At 72.0% G+C, this 20,090-nt stretch carries 14 protein-coding genes; 11 read left to right on the top strand and 3 right to left on the bottom strand.

Features of this window, described 5'->3' with window-relative positions; translation table 11 throughout:
* Nucleotides 1-235 precede the first annotated feature (235 nt).
* The 3 genes from ABGB10_RS09295 to ABGB10_RS09285 all read right to left on the bottom strand — a co-directional run bounded on the left by ABGB10_RS09295 (nucleotide 236) and on the right by ABGB10_RS09285 (nucleotide 7,564).
* Nucleotides 236-478, bottom strand: coding sequence for a DUF5988 family protein (locus ABGB10_RS09295; protein ID WP_347660454.1), 243 nt, complete (start codon nucleotides 476-478; stop codon nucleotides 236-238).
* Between the two features lie 138 nt (nucleotides 479-616).
* The gene (locus ABGB10_RS09290) at nucleotides 617-6,022 is read right to left on the bottom strand and encodes a biotin carboxylase N-terminal domain-containing protein (protein WP_347660453.1); all 5,406 of its coding nucleotides are present in this window, start codon (nucleotides 6,020-6,022) and stop codon (nucleotides 617-619) included.
* Between the two features lie 120 nt (nucleotides 6,023-6,142).
* The gene (locus ABGB10_RS09285) at nucleotides 6,143-7,564 is read right to left on the bottom strand and encodes a PLP-dependent aminotransferase family protein (RefSeq protein WP_347660452.1); all 1,422 of its coding nucleotides are present in this window, start codon (nucleotides 7,562-7,564) and stop codon (nucleotides 6,143-6,145) included.
* Between the two features lie 457 nt (nucleotides 7,565-8,021).
* On the opposite strand from ABGB10_RS09285, the gene ABGB10_RS09280 reads away from it, so the two are divergent.
* The 11 genes from ABGB10_RS09280 to ABGB10_RS09230 all read left to right on the top strand — a co-directional run bounded on the left by ABGB10_RS09280 (nucleotide 8,022) and on the right by ABGB10_RS09230 (nucleotide 20,064).
* Nucleotides 8,022-9,455 (top strand): anthranilate synthase component I family protein, encoded by a 1,434-nt coding sequence (locus ABGB10_RS09280; RefSeq protein WP_347660451.1) that lies wholly within the window; start codon nucleotides 8,022-8,024, stop codon nucleotides 9,453-9,455.
* Nucleotides 9,452-10,060 (top strand): aminodeoxychorismate/anthranilate synthase component II, encoded by a 609-nt coding sequence (locus tag ABGB10_RS09275; RefSeq protein WP_347660450.1) that lies wholly within the window; start codon nucleotides 9,452-9,454, stop codon nucleotides 10,058-10,060. Before ABGB10_RS09280 ends, ABGB10_RS09275 begins: the two co-directional genes overlap by 4 nt.
* Nucleotides 10,057-10,770 carry an SDR family oxidoreductase gene (locus ABGB10_RS09270; protein WP_347660449.1) on the top strand — a complete coding sequence of 238 codons (714 nt, stop codon included), beginning with the start codon at nucleotides 10,057-10,059 and terminating at the stop codon, nucleotides 10,768-10,770. The genes ABGB10_RS09275 and ABGB10_RS09270 overlap by 4 nt, the downstream gene beginning before the upstream one ends.
* Nucleotides 10,771-10,832: 62 nt before the next feature.
* Nucleotides 10,833-12,257, top strand: a complete 1,425-nt coding sequence (locus tag ABGB10_RS09265) for a phenylacetate--CoA ligase family protein (RefSeq protein ID WP_347660448.1) — start codon at nucleotides 10,833-10,835, stop codon at nucleotides 12,255-12,257.
* The gene (locus tag ABGB10_RS09260) at nucleotides 12,241-12,891 is read left to right on the top strand and encodes a prephenate dehydratase (RefSeq protein ID WP_347660447.1); all 651 of its coding nucleotides are present in this window, start codon (nucleotides 12,241-12,243) and stop codon (nucleotides 12,889-12,891) included. The genes ABGB10_RS09265 and ABGB10_RS09260 overlap by 17 nt, the downstream gene beginning before the upstream one ends.
* Nucleotides 12,892-12,925: 34 nt before the next feature.
* A complete protein-coding gene (locus ABGB10_RS09255; protein ID WP_347660446.1) occupies nucleotides 12,926-14,215 on the top strand; it encodes an amidohydrolase family protein in 1,290 nt (429 codons plus the stop codon).
* A complete protein-coding gene (locus ABGB10_RS09250; protein ID WP_347660445.1) occupies nucleotides 14,215-15,504 on the top strand; it encodes an MFS transporter in 1,290 nt (429 codons plus the stop codon). Before ABGB10_RS09255 ends, ABGB10_RS09250 begins: the two co-directional genes overlap by 1 nt.
* On the top strand, nucleotides 15,501-16,295 hold the full coding sequence (locus ABGB10_RS09245) for a phenylalanine--tRNA ligase beta subunit-related protein (protein WP_347660444.1): 795 nt from the start codon (nucleotides 15,501-15,503) through the stop codon (nucleotides 16,293-16,295). Before ABGB10_RS09250 ends, ABGB10_RS09245 begins: the two co-directional genes overlap by 4 nt.
* Entirely contained in the window at nucleotides 16,292-17,518 is a 1,227-nt protein-coding gene (locus ABGB10_RS09240; RefSeq protein ID WP_347660443.1) for an ATP-grasp domain-containing protein, read from the top strand. The genes ABGB10_RS09245 and ABGB10_RS09240 overlap by 4 nt, the downstream gene beginning before the upstream one ends.
* Entirely contained in the window at nucleotides 17,515-18,738 is a 1,224-nt protein-coding gene (locus ABGB10_RS09235; RefSeq protein WP_347660442.1) for an MFS transporter, read from the top strand. The genes ABGB10_RS09240 and ABGB10_RS09235 overlap by 4 nt, the downstream gene beginning before the upstream one ends.
* A gap of 21 nt (nucleotides 18,739-18,759) precedes the next feature.
* Complete coding sequence (locus tag ABGB10_RS09230; protein ID WP_347660441.1) at nucleotides 18,760-20,064, top strand: TrpB-like pyridoxal phosphate-dependent enzyme; 1,305 nt, start codon at nucleotides 18,760-18,762, stop codon at nucleotides 20,062-20,064.
* Nucleotides 20,065-20,090: the final 26 nt, after the last annotated feature.

Below are 20,090 nucleotides of genomic sequence, written 5' to 3'. Positions count from 1 at the left end.
GCATCCGACCCGACGCCGTTGGGCGGCAGTGGCTGAATGCGGCTGACATTGGTCACGCTTCAACAGTATCGGCGCTGGTAGCCGCAGGGAACGAACGTTGCAGCTTTCACGGGCCGGGCTCGCCGGGCTAAGGGAGTGCCCTCGACGGCTAGGGGCCGGGCAGCAGGTGGGGGTCCGGTCGCGGGCCGTCGTGCCAGGGCCGCTGGCAGGGGTACGGCCCGCGATCCGCCCCGGGTCACTCGGCGATCTTGGTCCGGCCGGTCCACGTGAACAACAGTGGGGAGCCGTCGCCGACGCGGCGCTCGAAGTGCTCGTAGCCGGCCAGGTAGGGCACCTTGATCTTCCCGTAGACCAGCTGCTCCACGCTGGCCACCATCGTGCGCGGAACGCCTTCCGGTCCACCCTGGAGGAACACCAACACGGGCTCGGATGTCGGTGCCAGGGCCGGCCGGTCGAGCGTCAGATACTGCTGGGGCATCGGATCGTTCCTCTCCGCCAGGGAGCGTCGTTGCTCCCGAATCCAGCATGGTGGCGGCTCCGACGTCGACACAGACCCCTAGTACCGCGGTGCCGCACGGGCGAGGCAAACGCGAGGTGCGGAGGGTCGCGGCTCTGTTCAGCTCTTCAGGCCGTGCTCGATCGCCTCGATGACGCGCGGCCGCAGGTCGGCCGTGCTGACGATGGCGTCGACCGAGCCGACCTGGACGGCGCGTTGGATGCTGTGCACCCGGTCGAACTCGGCGGCCACCTCGCCCAACTTCTCCGCGCGGACCGACGAGCGCACCTCGGCGAGCCGGACGTTCAACGCCGCGCGCTGGGCGCCCGTCGTCCCCGCCACCTGCGCGTGGAGGTCCGCGACTCGCGGGTCCCTGGCGGTGCGGGTGTTCACCTCACCGGAGAAGACGACAGCCGCGGCCGGGGCGCCGCCGAGCACCGAGGCGAACGATCCCTCCAACGCGAGCACGGACATGTTCGGGTTGAGGGCCTTGGAGAAGACCACGAACGCCCCACCGTGGTAGCGGGAGATCACCGTGAAGACGATCGGCCCGTCGAAGTTGACGATCGCCCGGCCGATCTCGGCCCCGTACTCCAGTTGGAGGTTGCGCATCGACTCGGGGGAGCCGTCGAAGCCGGACAGGTTGGCCAGGACGACGAGCGGACGGTTGCCGGAGGCCGCGTTGATGGCCCGTGCCGTCTTCTTCGACGAGCGGGGGAACAGCGTGCCCGCCGTGTAGGTGTCCGGCCCGTCGGTGGGTGGGAATCCGCGCCGGGGGACCGGCCGCGACTCGATGCCGATGAGGCAGACGGGATAGCCACCGACGTGTGCGTCCTGCACCACCGACGTGTCGGCGTCGGCCATCCCGGCCCAGCGTTCCAGGACGGGGTGGTCCTGGTCGGACAGGGCGCGCATGACCGTACGGATGTCGAAGGCCTTCTTGCGGTCCGGGTTGTGGTCCGCCGAGAAGATCTGCCCGACTGTGGTGAAGTCGCTGCCGTCGACGGTGTGCGGGTAGTCCGAGACGTCCCGGTCCACCGGGTCGTCGGTGTCGGCCCGCCGAGGCCCGGTCTCCCCGGGTACGACGTAGGTGTGGTCGTAGTGCGCCATCAGCACGTCCCGGGCCGCCGGCAGGTCGGGTGCCCAGTACTGGGCCTGCCCGTTGGGCCCCATCACCCGGTCGTAGCCACCGATGCCGAAGTTGTCCTCGGCGGACACACCACCGGAGAAGTCCAACGAGTGCTTGCCGGTGAGCACCATGGCCGAGTCCGGGGTCATCACCAGGATGCCCCTGGTGTGCATGAGCATCGTCGCCTCGGCGTTCCAGTACGGCTGCGCGCCGACGTTGATGCCGGCCACCACGATGTTGATCTCACCGCCGGCCTGGGTGAACGTCACGACGCGCTTGAGCGCGGCGGCGACCCAGTCCATGTTCTCCGTCCCGGAACTCATCGAGATGCGGGCTCCGGCCGACAGCGCGAACCATTCGAGGGGCACCCGCATGGTCTCGGCCAGGTCGAGGGCGGCGATCACGCGGACGCACTCCGGTTCGGAGAGCGCGCCCAGCGACTTCGTCGGGTCGCCGAGCAGCACCACGCGGGTGATCCCCTCCGGGTACCGCTCGGTCGGGGTCGTCACCACGCCGGCGACGATGGCCGCCGAGTTCCTCCCCTTCGGCCGGTCGACCGGCACGAGCGTCCCGGACGGGTCGAGGTCGTACTCGGTGAAGCGGCCCAGCAGCCCGGTCAGCTCGTACGGGTAGGTCGTGCCCCGGCGTGCGGCCCGCAGCACCTTCTGCCGGTAGTCGTCCAACGGTCGCACCGGTTCGGTGGACGGCGCGCCCACGTGCAGCCGGGCACCGTTGCCCGGATCCAGGGTGATCGTCACCGCCACGTCCCCGGCCGAGCGCGGCTGCCGGGCGATGAACTGCACCTCTTCCAGGCCAGCACCGGTCGTGGTCGGCAGGATCCGCTGGACCAGCGCGTTCAGTTCGTCGCGCGACAGGTTGGTGGGCGGCCAGACGTACATCATGATCCGGTTGGTGTCGAAGCGCTTGTCCTGCGGGCGCCGCGCCTGGATGTCGCGGATCGCGTCCAGGGCCAGGGTGGTGGCCTCCTCCAGGGCGGGCAGCGCGACCAGCCGCCCGTCGGTCTCCCGCAACGGGGTCAGGTCGCGGATCTGGCCCATGGCGATCAGCCGTTCGTCGGCCGGGTTGCTGTGCGCCACGGCCTTGAAGAGGTAGATCTCCTCGTCGGCCGAGGACAGCCGGGTCAGGTCGAACTCGCGGAGCCGTTCCAGTTGCAGGCGCTGGGCGATCTGCGGGTGCAGGCCGCGGATCAGCCGGTCCTCGGTGAAGCCGGTCTCGCCGGGCCGGAAGGTGAAGTAGTGGTGCATGACCGCGCCGTTGGTGCTGGCCACGGTGGCGGTCACCCGATCGAGGGTCGAGGGCGGCGGCTGGTCCGCGAAGAGCTTCCCGAGCCGTACCGCGATCGCGTCGTCGTCGTCGGGTTGGTCGCCCAACGCGACGTAGAGGTCGGCGACCAGCCGGGCCGGGGCGTCGGCGGCCAGTTCGGCGAGCGCGGTGAGGGTTTCCGGGAGACGGGGGATGTCGGTGGCGCCCGCCACGATGTGCGTGGTGCCGTGCTCGGTGGTGATGAAGTCGCCTCGCGCGGTGACGGCCCGCAGTCCGCGGTTGCCGTAGTAGCGCCGGGTGAGCACCTCCAGCAGGGGGCCGTGCTCGGTGTGGCCCCCGCGTCGGATGCGCTGGCCGATGATCCGGACGAGGGGTTGCCGGCAGGAGACCATCCGCTGGACGCGCTCGGCCCGGTCCGGGGCGTCCGGGTGTTGGTCGAGGTGTCGCAGGTCGGCGCGAACCTCGGCGTAGTCCTCGGCGCGGGTGCGGCGCAGCAGGGGCTGGGCGTACCAGCGGAAGACCAGGCCACGGGCCAGATCGGCGATCGCCGGGAAGCGGACCTGGGTGGCCTCGATCAGTCGTTCGAGGACGGATCCGGCGGGTTCGCGCAGCTCACCGGCGGGTGCCGGTCCCGCGAGCAGGTGGCGCAGCACCTCGGAGACGACAGGCACGGCGGCGGCCATACGCTGCTGGGCCAGGAAGATCCGGAAGACGGCGTCCTCCAGCTCCGGTGTCCGGTCGAGGCTTGTGACGCCGTAATGGGCGAGGACCCGTTCCAGGCGTGCCACGAAGGTGGGTGAGACGCCGGCCCGTTCGACGTCGAGGCTCTGCAGGTAGCTGTGGAAGAACTCGCGCGGGGTGTGCACGGCACTGCCCGGCTGGGCGTCGGCGGCCCGACGCGGCTTGTTGCGGGCCAACTCCGCCAGGTTCGCGAAGATCGTCAGGAGGTCGAGCTGGACGGTCGGCGGCTCGGTACGCGTGGCTGGGTGGTGCGTGACCTCGCCCGGACCGACGTCGTAGCCGAGCAGGAGCGCGCGCAGATCGTCCAGGGCCTGCGTCGCCGACTGCCCGGCCGGCGCGGAGGGCAGGTCGATCTCGATGGTCTCGGCCGCACCCGGCGTCTCCTCGGTGGCGGCGTCGGCCAGCGGTTCGAGGCGCATCAGGGGGGTGCCGGTCTCGACCTGGCTGCCGACCGAGACCGGGCACTCGCGTACCCGGGCCTTGAAGGGGGCCCGGAGCACGTTCTCCATCTTCATGCTCTCCAGCACCAGGATGGGTGCGCCCGCCTCGACCTCGTCACCGGCGGCGAGGGGAGTGGCGACGACGAGGGCGGGTGCGGGGGAGCGGACCACGCCGCCCTCGTCCCTGCTGACCCGGTGGGTGACGCCGTCGACCTCGACCGTGTGGATCGGCCCGTGGGTGGCGGTCACCAACCGGAAGCGGTCCCCGTTGACCAGCAGCTGCCCACGGTGCTCGTCGAACCGCTGCATCTCCACGTCCAGGCGGTGGACGTCGCCGCCCGCCGACAGGCCGACGCGGAACCGCTCGTGGCTCACCCGGGACACCGCGACCCGATAGCCGACGCCGCGCAGTTTGAGGTCGAGCGGACGCCCGGTCTCGTGCTGCGCCTGCGGTCGGCCTCCGTGCGCGGTGGTGAACAGGCGTTGCCGGCTGACGTCCTCCTCGTCCTGGTATGCCTCGATGGCGGCCGCGGCGAGGGCGAGCGCGGAGTGGCGGTGGGTGACCAGGCGGCCTTCGGCGCGGACCCGGTCGATCCAGCCGGTGTCGGCGGAGCCGTCGATCACCTCGGACTGGTCGAGCAGGTCCAGCACGAAGCTCTTGTTGGTGGCGCCGCCCTCGATGATGACTGTGGTCTCGGCCATGGCCCGGCGCAGTCGGCCGAGCGCCTCGTCGCGGTCCCGGCCGTACGCGATGATCTTGGCGATCATCGAGTCGAAGGCCGCCGGGATGCTGTCGCCCTCGCTGACACCGGTGTCCACCCGGATGCCCGGGCCGGCCGGTAGCGCGAGCCGGACGATCCTGCCGGGGGAGGGCGCGAAGTCGCGGTCCGGGTCCTCGGCGTTGAGGCGGGCCTCGACGGCGTGACCCGCCTCGACCGGTGTCGCACCGTCGAGGCGGCCACCACCGGCCACGTGTAGTTGGAGTTTGACCAGGTCGGTGCCGGTGGTGATCTCGGTGATCGGGTGCTCGACCTGCAGGCGCGTGTTGACCTCCAGGAACGCGAAGAGCTTCTGGGCCGGGTGGTACAGGAACTCGACAGTGCCGGCGCCCCGGTAGCCGACCGCCAGCGCGAGCCGCACCGCCGCGGCCTTCACCTCGGCGACCTGTTCCGCCGCCAGCACCGGCGACGCGGACTCCTCGATGATCTTCTGGTTGCGACGTTGCACCGAGCAGTCCCGTACGCCGAGCGCCCAGGCGCCGCCCTGCCCGTCGGCGATCATCTGCACCTCGACGTGCCGGGCGCCGGTGACGAGGCGTTCCAGGAAGACGACGCCGGAGCCGAAGGCCCGCAGCGCCTCCTGGCTGGTCCGCTCGTAGGCGTCGGTGAGGTCCTCCGCCGAGTCGACCCGCCGGATGCCACGTCCACCACCGCCGGCGGTCGCCTTGAGCATGAGCGGATAGCCGATCTGTTCGCCCGCGCGAAGGGCATCCTCCAGCGTGGCGACCTCGCCCCGACTCCACGGGGCGACCGGCACGCCCACCTGCTCGGCGATCAGCTTCGAGCCGATCTTGTCCCCGAGCTTGCGCATGGCCTCCGCGCTGGGCCCCACGAACGTCACCCCGAGCCGCTCGCACAGTTCGGCGAACACCGGATCCTCCGCGACGAAGCCCCAGCCGACCCAGGCCGCGTCGGCGCCGGTCTCGACCAGGGCGCGCTCCAGCAGCTCGTGGTTGAGGTAGGGGCGGGTGGCCGCGGCGCCCAGCGGATAGGTCACGTCGGCCGCGCGGACGAAGGTCGCGGTCCGGTCCTCGTCGGTGTAGAGGGCGACCGTCTCGACCTGCTCACCCGACTCCGCGGACAGATCCCGTACGGCATGGATCAGCCGCATCGCGGCCTCTCCCCGATTGATGATCGCGATACGCCTGAACACCGGTCGACCCCTCCCCCGTCGTCTGACGCTTCGACAGACGACGATTCCGAGTGACCCGCGCGCGTATCGCGGTACGGGCACGGCCGGACCGTAGCCCGCTGCCGGGACCAGCGGACACCCCTAGGTTCGCCGCACCCGGGAGGCCGTCCAGCGTGACGACGCCGAGGCGACAGGGGTCTCGGGTGTCGTCCGGGCGCCGGTGCGGCCGGTCGTCTCCCGGTACGCCCCGGCGATCCCGGCCAGGCCGCGGCTCAGTTCCGAGCCGCGCACCCCGGCGAAGCCGACGACCAGCGCCGGCGGTCGGTCGTCGGCTCGCAGCGCGTAGAAGCGACCGCCGCGGACCAGCACCGAGCGACGCCGTGCCGCCTGCACCAGGGCCTCCTCGTCGCACCGCGCGGGCAGCACCAGGTACGCCTGCAACCCGTTGTGCCCCCCGGACAGGCTGGTGCCGGGCATCTCGCGGGCGACGAACTGGTGGACCGCCTGACGGCGCTTCTGGATGTCGGCCGCGAGTCGGCGGAGGTGCCGGTCGAAGGCGCCGGTGTCGATCAGCCGCGCCAGGGCGAGTTGCTCCAGGCCGGAGCAGCCGATGTCCCAGCCGGCGCGGAGCCGTTCGATCGGCGCGGTGAGCGCGGCCGGGGTGGCCAGCCAGCCGAGGCGCAGCGCCGGGGCGAGGACCTTGCTGGCGCTGCCGGCGTAGATCACCCGGTCGGGAGCGAGACTCTGCAGTGCCGGCATCCGCTGCGCCGGGGCCACGAAGGCGGCGTCGAAGTCGTCCTCGACGATGTAGCCGTCGACCGCCTCGGCCCAGGCGACGAGTTGCTCCCGGCGTTGCGCACCGAGGGTGGCCCCGGTGGGGAACTGGCTGGCCGGGGTGACGAGCACGGCGCGCACCCCGCTCGCGGCCAGCGCGTCGACCCGGATGCCGTCGGCGTCCACCGGGAGACCCACCGGGCGTAGCCCGGCGTCGGCGATGAACTCCCACTCGCCCGGGTGACCCGGGTCCTCCACCCCGACGCTGTGGTGGCCCCGGTCGCGCAGCTGCCGGCAGAGCAGTGCGAGCCCCTGGGCGAACCCCGAGGTGATCATGAGGTGTTCGGGCCGGCTGCGGACGCCCCGTACCCGACCGAGGTAGCCGGCGAGGGTGTGCCGAACGACCGGTAGGCCGGACGGTGGGGCGTACCCCAGCTCGCGGTGGCCGGCCGAGGTGACCACCGCGCTGACCGCCCGGATCCAGTCCTGGCGGGGGAAGGTGGAGCTGTGCAGGCCGCCGGTGCGCAGGTCCCAGACCGCGGCCGTCGTCGTGCGGTCGTCGGGTGTGAGCGCCGAGCCGCTGTCGGTTCGTGCCGTCGCCGCCACCGAGGTGCCCGAGCCGTGTTGGGAGACGAGGTACCCCTCGGCGCAGAGTTGTTCGTACGCCTCGACGACCACACTGCGGGACACCCCGAGGTCGACGGCGAGCTGCCGGCTCGACGGCAGTCGGGTGCCGGGACGAAGCGTGCCCTCCTCGATCTGTGTGCGAAATGCGTTACGGAGCCGCACTGCCAGCGTTTCACGCGATTGACCATCTATTGACAGACTTAGATTCAGCGACAAGTGGTCCGCTCCGGCGTCGTTGAAGTGGTATGGACAGCGTGATCTGTAGCTGAGGAAAGTGTTGGTCGGACGCGCAACCGCCCGGCTGTCGGCGAATCAGGGCGTACGTTCCGAGTATGTCCAATATGGACCTCGGCAACGTCGCCGGCCTCGGCGCCGGGGTGGTCGTGCGAGTCCTTTTGTGCTGGGGGGAAGAGTCCGACCTGCCGCGTCACGCGGCGGGGTCAACGCCAACGGGGGCGCGTGAATCGGGCTGCTCAGAGGGGGTTTCGCAGTGTCCTCATTGTCGGCCAGGACTGCCACGCGGCTCATTGGGTCGCATTCCGTGGCAGTGCGGCGTACGCCACCGACCAACTCAATTCCAATAGACGTGACATCTGTCACACTGTCGCCAATCAATCCTTTGTCTCTCTACACGGCGCTCGCCGAAGTTCGTTCTTCGGACGATCTGTATCTCTTCGAAAGCCTGGACGGCCCGGCCCAGGACCGCCACGCGGCGGCCGTCGGCTGGGATGCCCTCGCCGAGGTGCGGTTCATCGCCGACCGACTCGAGGTGATCTCCGCCGGGCAGCTCGGCGACGCCCTGGCGGCCGTGCTCACCGCTGTCCTGGGCGAGCCGGTCCGGCACCGCGCCCAGGAACGGGTCTGGTCGGTCTCCGGGCCGCCCGAGATGTGGGCCGCCGTCCGGGCCGTGCAACGGGCGTTCGCGGTGCGGACCACCGCGCCCGCCGACAGCTTCGCCTTCGGTTTCCTCACCACCCTGGCCTACGAGGCCGCGCGGGACATGGACGAACTCTCCGTCGACCGGGTGGTCGACGACATCCCGCGCTGCACCCTCGTCCTGTTCCGGCACACCGTCTGGTGGGACCTGCGCGCCGGCACCGTGCGGCACCTCGCCGCCACCGGCCCGCACCTGCCGGAGGACACCACGCCCCCCCGGTTGCCGGACCTTCTCGCCGCGCTGCCCGACGGCGAGCCGGAGGTGCCGGCCGCCCCACCGCCCAGCCTGGTCCGGGACACCGTCGACGAGGAGACGTTCGCCGCCCGGGTCAGGCAGTGCCTACGGCACATCGAGGTGGGGGACAGCTACCAGATCCAGATCGGCCACCGGATCGACGTGGAGACCACCCTCACCCCGCTGGAGGTCTACCGGCGGCTGCGACACCGCAACCCGTCGCCCTACATGTACCTGACGCCCTGGGCCGGGGGGACCGTCATCGGGGCGAGCCCGGAGCTGTTCCTCCGCATCGAACAGGGCCGGCTGTCGATGCGTCCGATCGCCGGCACCGCGGCCCGCAGCGCCGACCCGGAGACCGACCGCCGGCTGGTGGCCGAGCTGACGGCCAGCGAGAAGGAACGCGCCGAGCACGTCATGCTCGTCGACCTCTGCCGTAACGACATCGGTCGGGTCTGCGTGCCGGGGACGCTCAGCGTCGACGCGATGTTCGACGTCGAGCCGTTCGCGTACGTGCACCACCTGGTCTCCACCGTCTCCGGGCAGCTCGCCGACGACGCCGACGCCTGGGCGGCGATCTGCGCCGCCTTCCCCGCCGGCACCATGACCGGCGCGCCGAAGCTGCGGGCCATGGAGATCATCGACGGGCTGGAGGACGAGCCCCGGGGTGTCTACGCCGGCTCGGTCGGCCTGGTCGACGTGCGCGGGTACGCGGTGCTCGCACTCTGCATCCGCACCGCCGTGCACGACGGCCACCGCTACCGCACCCAGGCATCCGCCGGGGTGGTGGCCGACTCCAACCCCGACGCCGAGTGGCGGGAGACGCTGGCCAAGATGAGCGCCACCTTCTGGGCGCTGACCGGTACGGAGCTGCTGCCGTGAAGGTCCTGCTCGTCGACGCGTACGACAGTTTCACCCACATCATCGACCAGTACCTGCGGACCCTCGGCGCGCGGACCATGGTGGTCCGCTCCCGGTCGCGGACCAGCGACGAGCTGGCCGCCCTGCGGCCGGACGCGGTGGTGCTCGGCCCCGGGCCGGGCCATCCCGCCGAGTCCGGGCACGTGGAGCTGGTGCACGCCTTCGCCGGCCGGTTTCCGCTGCTCGGCGTCTGCCTCGGGCACCAGGCGATCGGCCTCGCCTACGGCGGGTCGGTCGCCGTCGCCCGGCACCTGATGCACGGCAAGACGAGCGTGGTCGGCCACGACGGCCGAGGCGTCTTCGCCGGGGCGGCCGCCCCGCTCACCGTCACCCGCTACCACTCGCTCATCGTCGCGGACCCGGCGCCGCCGGCCCTGGAGGTCACCGCGCGGTCGTCCGACGACGGCTACGTGATGGGGGTGCGACACCTGACCCTGCCGGTGGAGGGGGTGCAGTTCCACCCGGAGAGCGTGCTCACCGAGGACGGGCTGCGCCTGTTCGACAACTTCCTGCGAGGCGCCGCGGCGCTGCCGGTGGCCGGTTCACGGGCGGCGGGTTCGTCATGACCGACGACCATTCGGCCCCCCTCGCCGTGGTCACCGGCGCGGCGGGCGGCATCGGCCGGGCCGTGACGGCCGCCCTGACCGGGTCCGGGCACCGGGTGCTCGGCGTCGACGTCGAGCCGGCCGGCGACCCGGCGGCGTACGCCTCGCTGGTCGCCGACGTGGCCGTGCCGGAGCAGGTGGAGCAGCTCTTCGCGCGGATCCACGAGCGGTACGGCCAGCCCACCGTGCTGGTCAACAACGCCGGCGTCTACCACGCCCGGGACTTCCTCGACTACGACCCGAAGACGTACGCGCAGGTGCTCGACGTCAACCTGGGTGCCGCGTTCTTCTGCACCCAGGCGTTCGCCCGCGCGCTGATCGCCGCCGGTCGACCCGGCACGGTGGTCAACGTCGCCTCGATCAGCGGGCAGTCCGGCAGCCCGGACGCGGCGTACGGGGCGTCGAAGGGCGCGTGCATCGCGCTCACGCGCAGCCTCGGCCGGGCACTCGCCGAGCACCACATCCGGGTCAACGCGGTCGCCCCCGGCCTGGTCGACACCCCGATGGCCGCCCGGATCCCGGTCGAGCGTCGGGACGACTACCGGGCCCGGATCCCGGTCGGCCGGTTCGGCGCGCCGGCCGAGGTGGCCGCGGCCGTCGCCTGGTTGGCCGGCCCGGAGAGCAGCTATGTCACCGCGTCCGTTCTGGACGTCAACGGTGGTCTGCACTGACCTGCGTCACGGCCCGCCGCGACCGCACGGCAGCCGGCTCATTCCTGGAGAGGATCCGACCCATGTGGCTTCCGACCACCGGACCGGCGGCGGACTTCGCCGTCGACTACCTGGCCCTGCACAAGGCGTTCTACGACCGCACCCTCGACCCGGCCGACCTGGAGGCCTGGCGGGAACGGCAACTGCGCACGGTGCTCGACCAGGTGTCCACCGGCTCACCGTTCTACGCCCGTCACCTGGCCGACGTCGATCTGTCGGCGATCACCCCGGCGACCCTCGACCGGCTGCCCTTCACGACGAAGACGCACCTGCGGCAGGAGATGCTCGACGTGCTCAGCCGACCGCTGGCCGACGGGGTCTTCTTCTACGAGACGACCGGCACGACCGGCCGCGCGACGCCGTGCCCCCGCGACGGTCGGGAGGTGGTGGCGAGCAACGCCCACGTCACCGAGTCCTGGGCGTCGATCTTCCGCCACCACTTCGGCGACCACCCGCCCCGGATCGGGCTGATGGGCCCGACTGAGGTGCACTCCTTCGGCGACACCCTCGGTGACGTCGCCCGCAACGTCGGTTCGTTGAACGCGAAGATCTGGCCGTACTCGCCAGTGATCGGGTTCGCCAAGGCGTTGCAGCTGATGAAGGACCTTGAGCTGGAGGTCGTCTGCTGCACGCCGGGCGTGGCGATGATGCTGGCCAAGGCCGCCGAGCACTACGGCTACCGGCTGCGCGAGGACTTCGCCGTCAAGCTGCTCTTCGTCACCGGCGAGATGTGCACCCCGGCGCTGGCCCGCAACCTGGAGTCCGTCTGGGGCGCGGACGTCTACAACATCCTGTACGGCTCGCAGGAGGCGTTCGTCATCGCCACCGCCTGCCGCAACAAGCGGATGCACGTCTCCCAGACCAACTACCTGATCGAGGTGGTCGACCCGGAGACCGGCACGTCGTACGGCTCGCGGGGCAGCGGGGAACTCACCGTCACCATGCTCGTCGACGGGGTGAAGCCGCTGGTCCGGTACCGCACCGGCGACGCGGTGATCGTCGAGGCGTCGGACTGCGGCTGCGAGATGGCCGGCGACCTGGTGCAGATCGTCGGCCGCACCCTGGACCGGATCGAGCTGGGCGGTCGACGTTTCACCGCCGGGCAGATCGAGATGGCGGTCCTGACCGGGGTCGTCGGTTCGGGCGGCTACCAGGTGGTGATCGACCACGACCCGGGCGCGGGCACCGACCGGCTGACGGTCCGGCTGGAGCTGCTCAAGGACCTCACCGACGACCCCGCCGGGGTTGCCGACGGGGTCCGGGAGCGGGCCGCCGCCGCGCTCGGCGTACCGGTCGAGGTGGAACTGACCGACGGGCTGGACCCGATCGTCAGCACCGGCGCCTTCGTCAGTTGGAAGGCCGCCCGGATCGTCGACCGGCGGGTCGAGGTCGACCACGAGACCCGGGTGGCGCAGCGAATGGCGGGCAACCGTGGCTACACCACCTGAGACGGCCACGGACGAGTCGGTGCCGGCGTTGCCCGGGCCGCTCGCCGACGCGTACGGGCGGCGCTGGCGCAGCGTGATGGACCGGTGGGCGAGCCGGCCCGGCACGACACTGGCCACCCTCGGCCCGGCCGGGACGTCCAGCCACCTGACCGCGGCGTTCCTCGCCGAGCGGCACGGGCTGCGCATCGAGCTGTCCGACACCTTCGACGCGGTGCTCGCCGCGCTGGTGGAGCGGCGGGTCGACCAGGCCCTCGTGCCGAGCGCCTACCAGGGGCTCACCCGCTTCCACTGGCACCGTGACCTGCGGCTGGATGCCTACTTCGCGCAGGCGACACCGGAGTACGGCATCGCCGCCCAGCCGGACCGCGAGCCGGACCCGGCCGGCGGTCAGCTCACGGTGGCCGCCCTGTGGGAGGTCCGGCGGATCTTCACCGACCTCGCGCCGCCGGCCCTGCGGGACCGCCCGGTGCGGTGGGTCGACGCCGACTCCACCCAGCACGCCGCCGAGATCCTCGCCGCCGACGGCGCCGACCTCGCGGTGACCAACGCGCCGGGGGTGCACCGCCACGCGTTGCGGTGGGTGGCCCGGCGTCCGGGTGCCGAGATCGTGTGGACCCTGTTCGGCCGCCGCTGAGACCAGACAACCGAGAGAAACCGGAGTGACAGTCGTGTCCCGACGAACGTTGCTGCACCGCGCCACCGTCCAGGAAGGTCTGGGGGTGGTCTCCCGACCGCACCACAGTGTGCTGCTCGACGGCGAGCGCATCGTCGCGGTGCTGCCCGAGGCGCAGGCCCCGCTGCACGACCCGGACGTGGACGTCCTCGACCTCGACGGCCGGACGGTGCTGCCGGGGATGACGCTCGGCCACACCCACATCGCGTACCTGGACGTGCTCGACGGTCGGGAGATGCTGTTCAAGTACAGCATCCCGGAGGTCACCCTCGGCGCAGCCGCCAACGCCGCCGCCATGCTCCGGCTGGGCTACACCGCCTTCGTCGGCGCCGGTTCGGTGTCCGGCATCGACATGGCGCTGCGCCGGGCCGTCGACAGCGGAAAGCTGCCGGGCCCGCGGATCACCCCGTGCAGCCGGGACCTGATGGTGTCCGGCCCGCCGGAGCGCCGCAACCCAGGGGTCAAGCAACGCATCCCGAGCGACCTGATGCGGCTGGCCGACACCCCGGAAGAGCTCGTCGAGTACGTCGACACCGAGGTCGCCCAGGGCGCGGAGATCATCAAGGTCTTCTCCACCGGAGACGACACCTTCCCCAACGGCCGATCGCACGAGCTGCTGTTCACCGCCGAGGAGTTGGTGATCGCGGCCCGGGCCGCGCACGAGCGGGGAGTGCGGATCCGGGCACACTCGCGTGGGTTGGGCGGCATCCGCAACGCCATCGCCGCCGGGGTCGACGTGATCGACCACGCCACGTACGCCGACGACGCCGCCCTGGAGGCGATCGCCGAGCGCGGCATCTTCGTGGTGCCGAGCCTGCACCAGCCGCACCGCCTGCTCACCACCGGCACCCGGTACGGCAAGACCCCGGAGTACCTGGAGACGCTCGAGTTCCAGGCCGAGGTCGAGAACACCCTGCGCATCCTGCCGCTGATGGTGCAGATGGGCATCCCGATCGTGGCCGGCGACGACTTCGGGTTCGCCTGGACCCCGCACGGCCGCTACGCCGAGGAGTTGGAGACGTACGTGACGATGGCCGGCATCCCCGCCCCGGTGGTGCTGACCTGGGCCACCGCCAACGGCGCGCGGCTGGCCGGTCGGGGCGACGAGGCGGGCACCGTGCAGCCGGGCCGGCTGGCCGACCTGGTGGTCACCGACGGGGACCCGGCCGAGGACATCACCGTGCTGGGCCGGCCCGAGGCGATCGAGATGGTGCTGCTCGGCGGCCGGGTGGTCGCCGGGGACGCGGCCCGTTACCGCGCCGGGCAGCCGGCGGGGATGGCGTGATGCGCCGGAGCGTGCCGGTCGTCCCGCTGCTCGCGGTCGGCGCCTTCGCCATCGGCACCGACACGTTCGTGGTCGCCGGTGTGCTCCCCGAGGTGGCCCGCACGCTGCGGGTGAGCGTCGCCTCGGCCGGCTGGGTGAGCACCGTCTTCGCCCTCGCGTACGCGGTCGCCGCTCCGCTGCTCGGTGCCCTGACCGGCCGGCTGGAACGGCGTACCGTGCTGGTGGTCTCGCTGGTCGGTTTCACAGTGGGCAACATCGCCTCCGCGCTCGCCCCCGACCTGCCGCTGTTGCTGCTGGCCCGGGTCCTCACCGCGGTCAGCGCCGCCCTCTACATCCCCGCCGCCACCGCGTCGGCGGCGGCCCTGGCCCCGCCGGAACGGCGTGCCCGGGCCATGGCGGTGGTGCTCGGCGGCCTCTCCGCGGCCACCGTCGCCGGGGTGCCGTTCGGCACCTGGCTCGCCGCCGACCTCCAGTGGCGGGCCACCTTCTGGCTGCTCGCCGCCGTCGGCGCGGCCTGCGCGGTCGCGGTGACCGTCGGGCTGCCGGCGCTGGCGCTGCCGCCCGGCCCGTCGCTGGCCGCCCGGCTCGCCCCGGCGCGCGACAGTCGCGTCGGCCTGGCGGTGCTCACCACCGCGCTGTTCATGACCGGCGGCTACCTCGCGCTGACCTACATCGGGGCGCTGCTCGCCCCGGCCACCGACGGCGACGGAACCCTGCTCGCGGTGCTGTTGCTGGTCTTCGGCGTGCCGGCGGTCGCCGGGACCGTGCTCGGTGGACGGGCCACCGACCGGTGGGGTGGCGTGCCGGTGCTGCTGGTCTCGGTCGCCGGGCTCGCCCTGGTGCTGCTCACGCTGCCGCTGACCCGGCAGGCGCTGCTGCCGGCCGCGCTGGCCATGGCGGCCTGGGGCGTCACCGCGATGGCCACCCAGCCCGCACAGCAGCACCGGCTCTTCACGGTCGCGCCGACCTCCGGACCACTGCTGCTCTCGCTCAACTCGTCGGCCACGTTCGTGGGCATCGCGCTCGGCGGTTTCCTCGGCAACCGGGTGCTGCGGCACGGCGGGGCGGACGCCCTCGACCTGCTCGGGCCGGTCGGCGCGGCACTCTGCGTGCTGGCGCTGGGCACCACGCTGCTCGGCGCGCGGACCCGTGCCGGCCGTTCCGACGGTCAGCCGCCCACGGCCGGATTGGCCTCACCGGATCACCCCGGATTGGCCACACCCGGTGGTCGTCCCGCTGCGTACGGTCGGACCGACAATCGGACCCGAGCCCTACGAGGATCACGATGACCCAGCTCAGCGACGGTGTGGACACCCTCACCGTGCGCATCGACGACCGGGTGCTGACCGCAGTGCCGCACTACGTGCTCGGCGTGATCGCCGTACCGGTGGTCGAGGTCGCTCCGGCGCCTCCCGCCGTGTCGACGCTTCTCACCGCCGCCGAGGACGCGCTGCACGCGGCCGGCCTGGACAAGGCCGGGGTGGCGGAGCTGCCGGGCATCGTCGCGTGGCGGGAGGCGTACCGGGCGGTGGGGGTGAACCCCAACAGGTTCCCCTGCGCCGCCGAGTCGATCGCCCGGCGGGTCGCCAAGGGTGACCGGCTGCCCCGGATCAACGCCCTGGTCGACCTCTGCAACGCGGTGTCGCTCGGCGCGGCGCTGCCGGTCGCCTCGTGCGCGGTCGACGGCCTCGCCGACCTCGTCGTCCGGCCGGCCGACGGCACCGAGACGTACCTGCCGCTCGGCGCTCCCGAGGCCCCGGAGCAGCCCGAACCGGGTGAGGTCGTCTACGCCGACGCCGACGGGCGGGCCCACTCGCGGCGCTGGAACTGGCGGCAGGGCCACCTGGTCCGCACCGATCTGGGCCGGCACCGGCTGCTGCTCACCGTCGAGGCGGCCCACCCCGATGGCCGGGCGGAGGTGGTGGACGCGCTCGCCCGGCTCGCCACAGTCCTCGACGAGCTGTCCGACGGCACGCGGCAGGAGGCGGTGCTCGACGGCGCGGCGACCAGCGTCGTCCTGCGTTCCCCGAGCCTGGTGGTCGACACCGCCACCGGCAGCAACCCGGGGAGCCGTCGATGAACCGCGCCATCCTGGTGATCTACCGACCCGCGGCCGGCCGGTACGCGGCCCAGTTCCGCAGTGTGGTCGCCGCCGCCGCCGAGCTGGGCGTGGCCACCGTCGCGCTGCTGCCGACCGGGCAGCCGGCTTCCGAAGCGGCCGGGCTGCCCTGCTACTTCGCCGACCTCGACGACCGGGAAGCCGTTCGCGCCACGGTCACCACGATCCTCGCCGCGCACCCGGTGGAGCGCATCTTCCCGCTGTTCGAAGGCGACGTGCTCACCGCCGCGCACTGCCGGCGTGACCACGGCATCCCGGGTCTCGACCCGGAGGAGGCGTTGACCTTCCGGGACAAGAACGTCATGCACCGCCGGGCCGTCGAGTTGGGCGTGCCGGTGGCCCGTTCGTGCCGACCCGAGACGGTGGGTGCGGTCGCCGAGTTCGCCGCCCAGGTGGGCTGGCCGGTGGTGATCAAACCGTACGCCGGCTGGGCCTGCGGCGACACGCACCGGGTGGACTCCGCCGAAGACCTGGCCCGGGTGTGGCCGCTGGTTGCCGACGACCGGCACGACTACCGGGTGGAGGAGTACGTCCGGGGCGTCGAGTACCACGTCGACTCGCTGCTGCGCGACGGTGGGGTGGTCTTCGACCAGCTCTCCCGCTACACGTACTCGGTCCTGGAGTTCCGCGACGAGCCCGGCGGCACGATCTCCCGCAAGCACGACCTGACCCCGGCCGAGCGGCGCATCGTGGCCGCCAGCGCCACCGTGCTGCGCGGCTTCGGCATGCGTACCGGCGTGGCGCACGTGGAGTTCTTCCTCCGCGACGACGGCGGCCTGGTCTTCGGCGAGGCGGCGGCCCGGGCCGGTGGTGGCTCGATCGTCCCCGCCATCCAGGCCGGGCGAGGGATCAACCTGGCCGGCGAGTGGTGCCGGCTCGAACTGGACCCGGGGCACGTGCCGGCGGCCACCCTCGGCCCGGAGATCGGCACCGAATATCTCTGCTCCGACCGGTACGGCCGGATCACCACGATCACCACCGCACAGGAGTTGCGGGCACTCGACTCGGTGCTCGACGCGGACGTGTGGAAGACCGTCGGTGACGTGCTCGCCGTGCCGACCGCCTCCAACGACGTGCTCGGCTGGTACGTCTGCGAGGGCCGCGACTTCGACGACGTCCGCGCCCGGTTCAAGGTCATCCGGGACGCCTTCCAGGTGGTCACCGATCCGGTCGGTGACGCGTGACCTGGCTGGGCCGGTTCCGGGCCCTGCCGCGCCCGCTGCGGATGCTGGTCTACGCCTCCTTCATCAACCGGGCCGGGATGTTCGTCTTCCCGCTGCTCGCGGTCTACCTGGTGCAGAGTCGGCACCTGAGCACCGGCGAGGCGGGTGTGCTGATCTCCGTCGGCAGCACCGGTCTGCTCGCCGGCAGCCTGCTCAGCGGGCCGGTGTGCGGTCGAGCCGGTCGACGTGCCGCGCTGGTGTCGAGCCTGCTGCTCAACGCGGTCGGCTACCTGGGCCTCGCCCTGCTCGACGGTCCGACCTGGACGTACGCGGCGCTGCTCTTCGTCGCGCTGGTCGGGATGGGGATGTTCGCCCCGGCGGCGAACACGCTGATCGCCGATTTGACCGAACCCGAGCAGCGCCCGTTCGCGTACACGGTCAGCTATCTCGCCAACAACCTCGGCATGGGGGTCGGCCCGCTGCTCGGCGGGTTCGCGGCGGCCTACTCCTACCAGCTGATGTTCGCCGGGAACATCCTGCTCGGCCTGGTCGCGGCGGCCACCATCTGGATGTTCGTACCGGCGGACACCCGGCGCGTGCCGGTGGCCTCGCCGGCCGCCACCACCCGTCGGGCCGGGCTGCGACGGGACATCGACGTGGCGGTGCTGGTGCTGGTCTCGTTCTGTTACGTCGCGCCGCTGATCGGCCTGGAATACACGCTGCCGCTCGCGGTCACCACCGTGCTGCACTCGTCGGTGGCGGTGGTCGGGGCGGTCTACACCATCAACAGCGTGGTCGTGGTCAGTGCCAGTCTGCTGATCGAGAAGCGGATGAAGGCGTACTCGACCCGAACGCTGCTGATCGTCGCGGGCCTGCTCTGGTCCACCGGGATGGCCGTGCTGGTGTTCGCGTTCTCGTTGCCCGCCGTCCTGCTGTCCACTGTGGTCTGGACCCTGGGCGAGATCATCGCCTCGGTGGTGGTGCCCACCTACATCGCCGACCACGTCGAGGAGCACCGGGTCAGCGGTTTCATGGCCCTGAACGGTTTCGTGCTCAGCTCCGCCCGACTTGTCGTGCCGATGGGCCTCGGCTTCGTCTGGCAGGCCGGTGGGCACCAGCCCGTCCTCCTCCTGCTCCTGCTGACCCCGGTGGTCGGCGTGGTCGCGTTCGCAGTGCTGCGGATGCGACCGGCTGCCCGGTCCGTGCCGTCACCTGCCGAGCCGGCCACCGCCAGTCCCTGACACCCACCCCTGGAAGAGGCCATGACCGCGACGAAGTTCGTGCTGCCCGAGAGTGACATCCCGACGACCTGGTACAACGTGGTCCCCGATCTGCCCAAGGGGCTACCCCCGATGCTGCACCCCGGCACCCGGGAACCCATCACCCCGGCAGACCTCGAACCGCTCTTCGCCACCGGCATGGTCGAGCAGGAGTTCTCCACCGAGCGGGAGATCGACATTCCCGGGCCGGTGCTCGACATCTACCGGCAGTGGCGGCCCAGCCCGCTGGTCCGGGCCCGTCGCCTGGAGCAGGCCCTCGGCACGCCGGCCCGGATCTACTTCAAGTACGAGGGGGTCAGCCCGGCCGGCAGCCACAAGCCGAACACCGCCGTTCCGCAGGCGTACTACAGCAAGCAGGACGGCGTGCAGCGGCTGACCACGGAGACCGGCGCCGGCCAGTGGGGCAGCTCGCTCTCGATGGCCTGTTCCTACTTCGGCCTCGACTGCGAGGTCTTCATGGTGCGGGTCAGCTACGACCAGAAGCCGTACCGGCGGGGCCTGATGGAGACGTTCGGGGCCTCGGTCACCCCGAGCCCGAGCGATCGCACCGGGGCGGGTCGGGCGGCGCTCGCCGCCGACCCGGACTCCAGCGGCAGTCTCGGCCTGGCCATCTCCGAGGCGGTGGAGGCGGCGATGAGCAGCGGCGGCGCCGCCAAGTACGCCCTCGGCTCGGTGCTCAACCTGGTGCTGATGCACCAGACGATCATCGGCCAGGAGGCGTTGCTCCAGTTGGCGATGGCCGACGACTACCCGGACATCGTCATCGGCGCGGCCGGCGGCGGGTCCAACTTCGCCGGACTGGCCCTGCCGTTCCTACGCCGGCAGTGGGGCGGCGGCCCGGCGGTGCGGTTCGTCGCGGCGGAGCCGGCCTCCTGCCCGTCACTGACCCAGGGCAGTTACGACTACGACTTCGGCGACACCGCCGGGCTCACCCCGCTGACCAAGATGCACACCCTGGGCCACGACTTCCACCCGCCGGCGATCCACGCCGGTGGGCTGCGCTACCACGGCATGGCCCCGATCGTGAGCGCGCTGCGGGAGATCGACCTGATCGAGGCGCGGGCGGTGCCGCAGACCGCCTGCTTCGAGGCGGGCGTGCTGTTCGCCCGCAGCGAGGGGATCGTGCCGGCTCCCGAGTCCACCCACGCGGTGCGGGTGGCGGTGGACGAGGCGATCCACTGCCGGGAGACGGGCGAGTCGAAGGCGATCGTCTTCTCCCTCTCCGGGCACGGTCACTTCGACATGCAGGCCTACATCGACTACTTCGCCGGCAAGCTGACGGACTGACCTCGCAATGGGGTGGGCGCGGTGCG

Origin of the sequence: Micromonospora sp. B9E7 (assembly GCF_039871815.1) — a bacterium.
Classification (GTDB): Bacteria; Actinomycetota; Actinomycetes; order Mycobacteriales; family Micromonosporaceae; genus Micromonospora.
The sequence above is the reverse complement of the archived record's forward strand: the minus strand, read 5'-3'. Positions and strand labels throughout refer to the sequence as shown.

Excerpts from the sequence above, each read along its gene's own strand:
- ABGB10_RS09295 (WP_347660454.1), bottom strand. The coding sequence starts at position 478 with ATGCCCCAGCAGTATCTGACGCTCGACCGGCCGGCCCTGGCACCGACA.
- ABGB10_RS09270 (WP_347660449.1), top strand. The coding sequence starts at position 10,057 with ATGACCGACGACCATTCGGCCCCCCTCGCCGTGGTCACCGGCGCGGCG.
- ABGB10_RS09265 (WP_347660448.1), top strand. The coding sequence starts at position 10,833 with ATGTGGCTTCCGACCACCGGACCGGCGGCGGACTTCGCCGTCGACTAC.
- ABGB10_RS09250 (WP_347660445.1), top strand. The coding sequence starts at position 14,215 with ATGCGCCGGAGCGTGCCGGTCGTCCCGCTGCTCGCGGTCGGCGCCTTC.
- ABGB10_RS09245 (WP_347660444.1), top strand. The coding sequence starts at position 15,501 with ATGACCCAGCTCAGCGACGGTGTGGACACCCTCACCGTGCGCATCGAC.
- ABGB10_RS09240 (WP_347660443.1), top strand. The coding sequence starts at position 16,292 with ATGAACCGCGCCATCCTGGTGATCTACCGACCCGCGGCCGGCCGGTAC.
- ABGB10_RS09230 (WP_347660441.1), top strand. The coding sequence starts at position 18,760 with ATGACCGCGACGAAGTTCGTGCTGCCCGAGAGTGACATCCCGACGACC.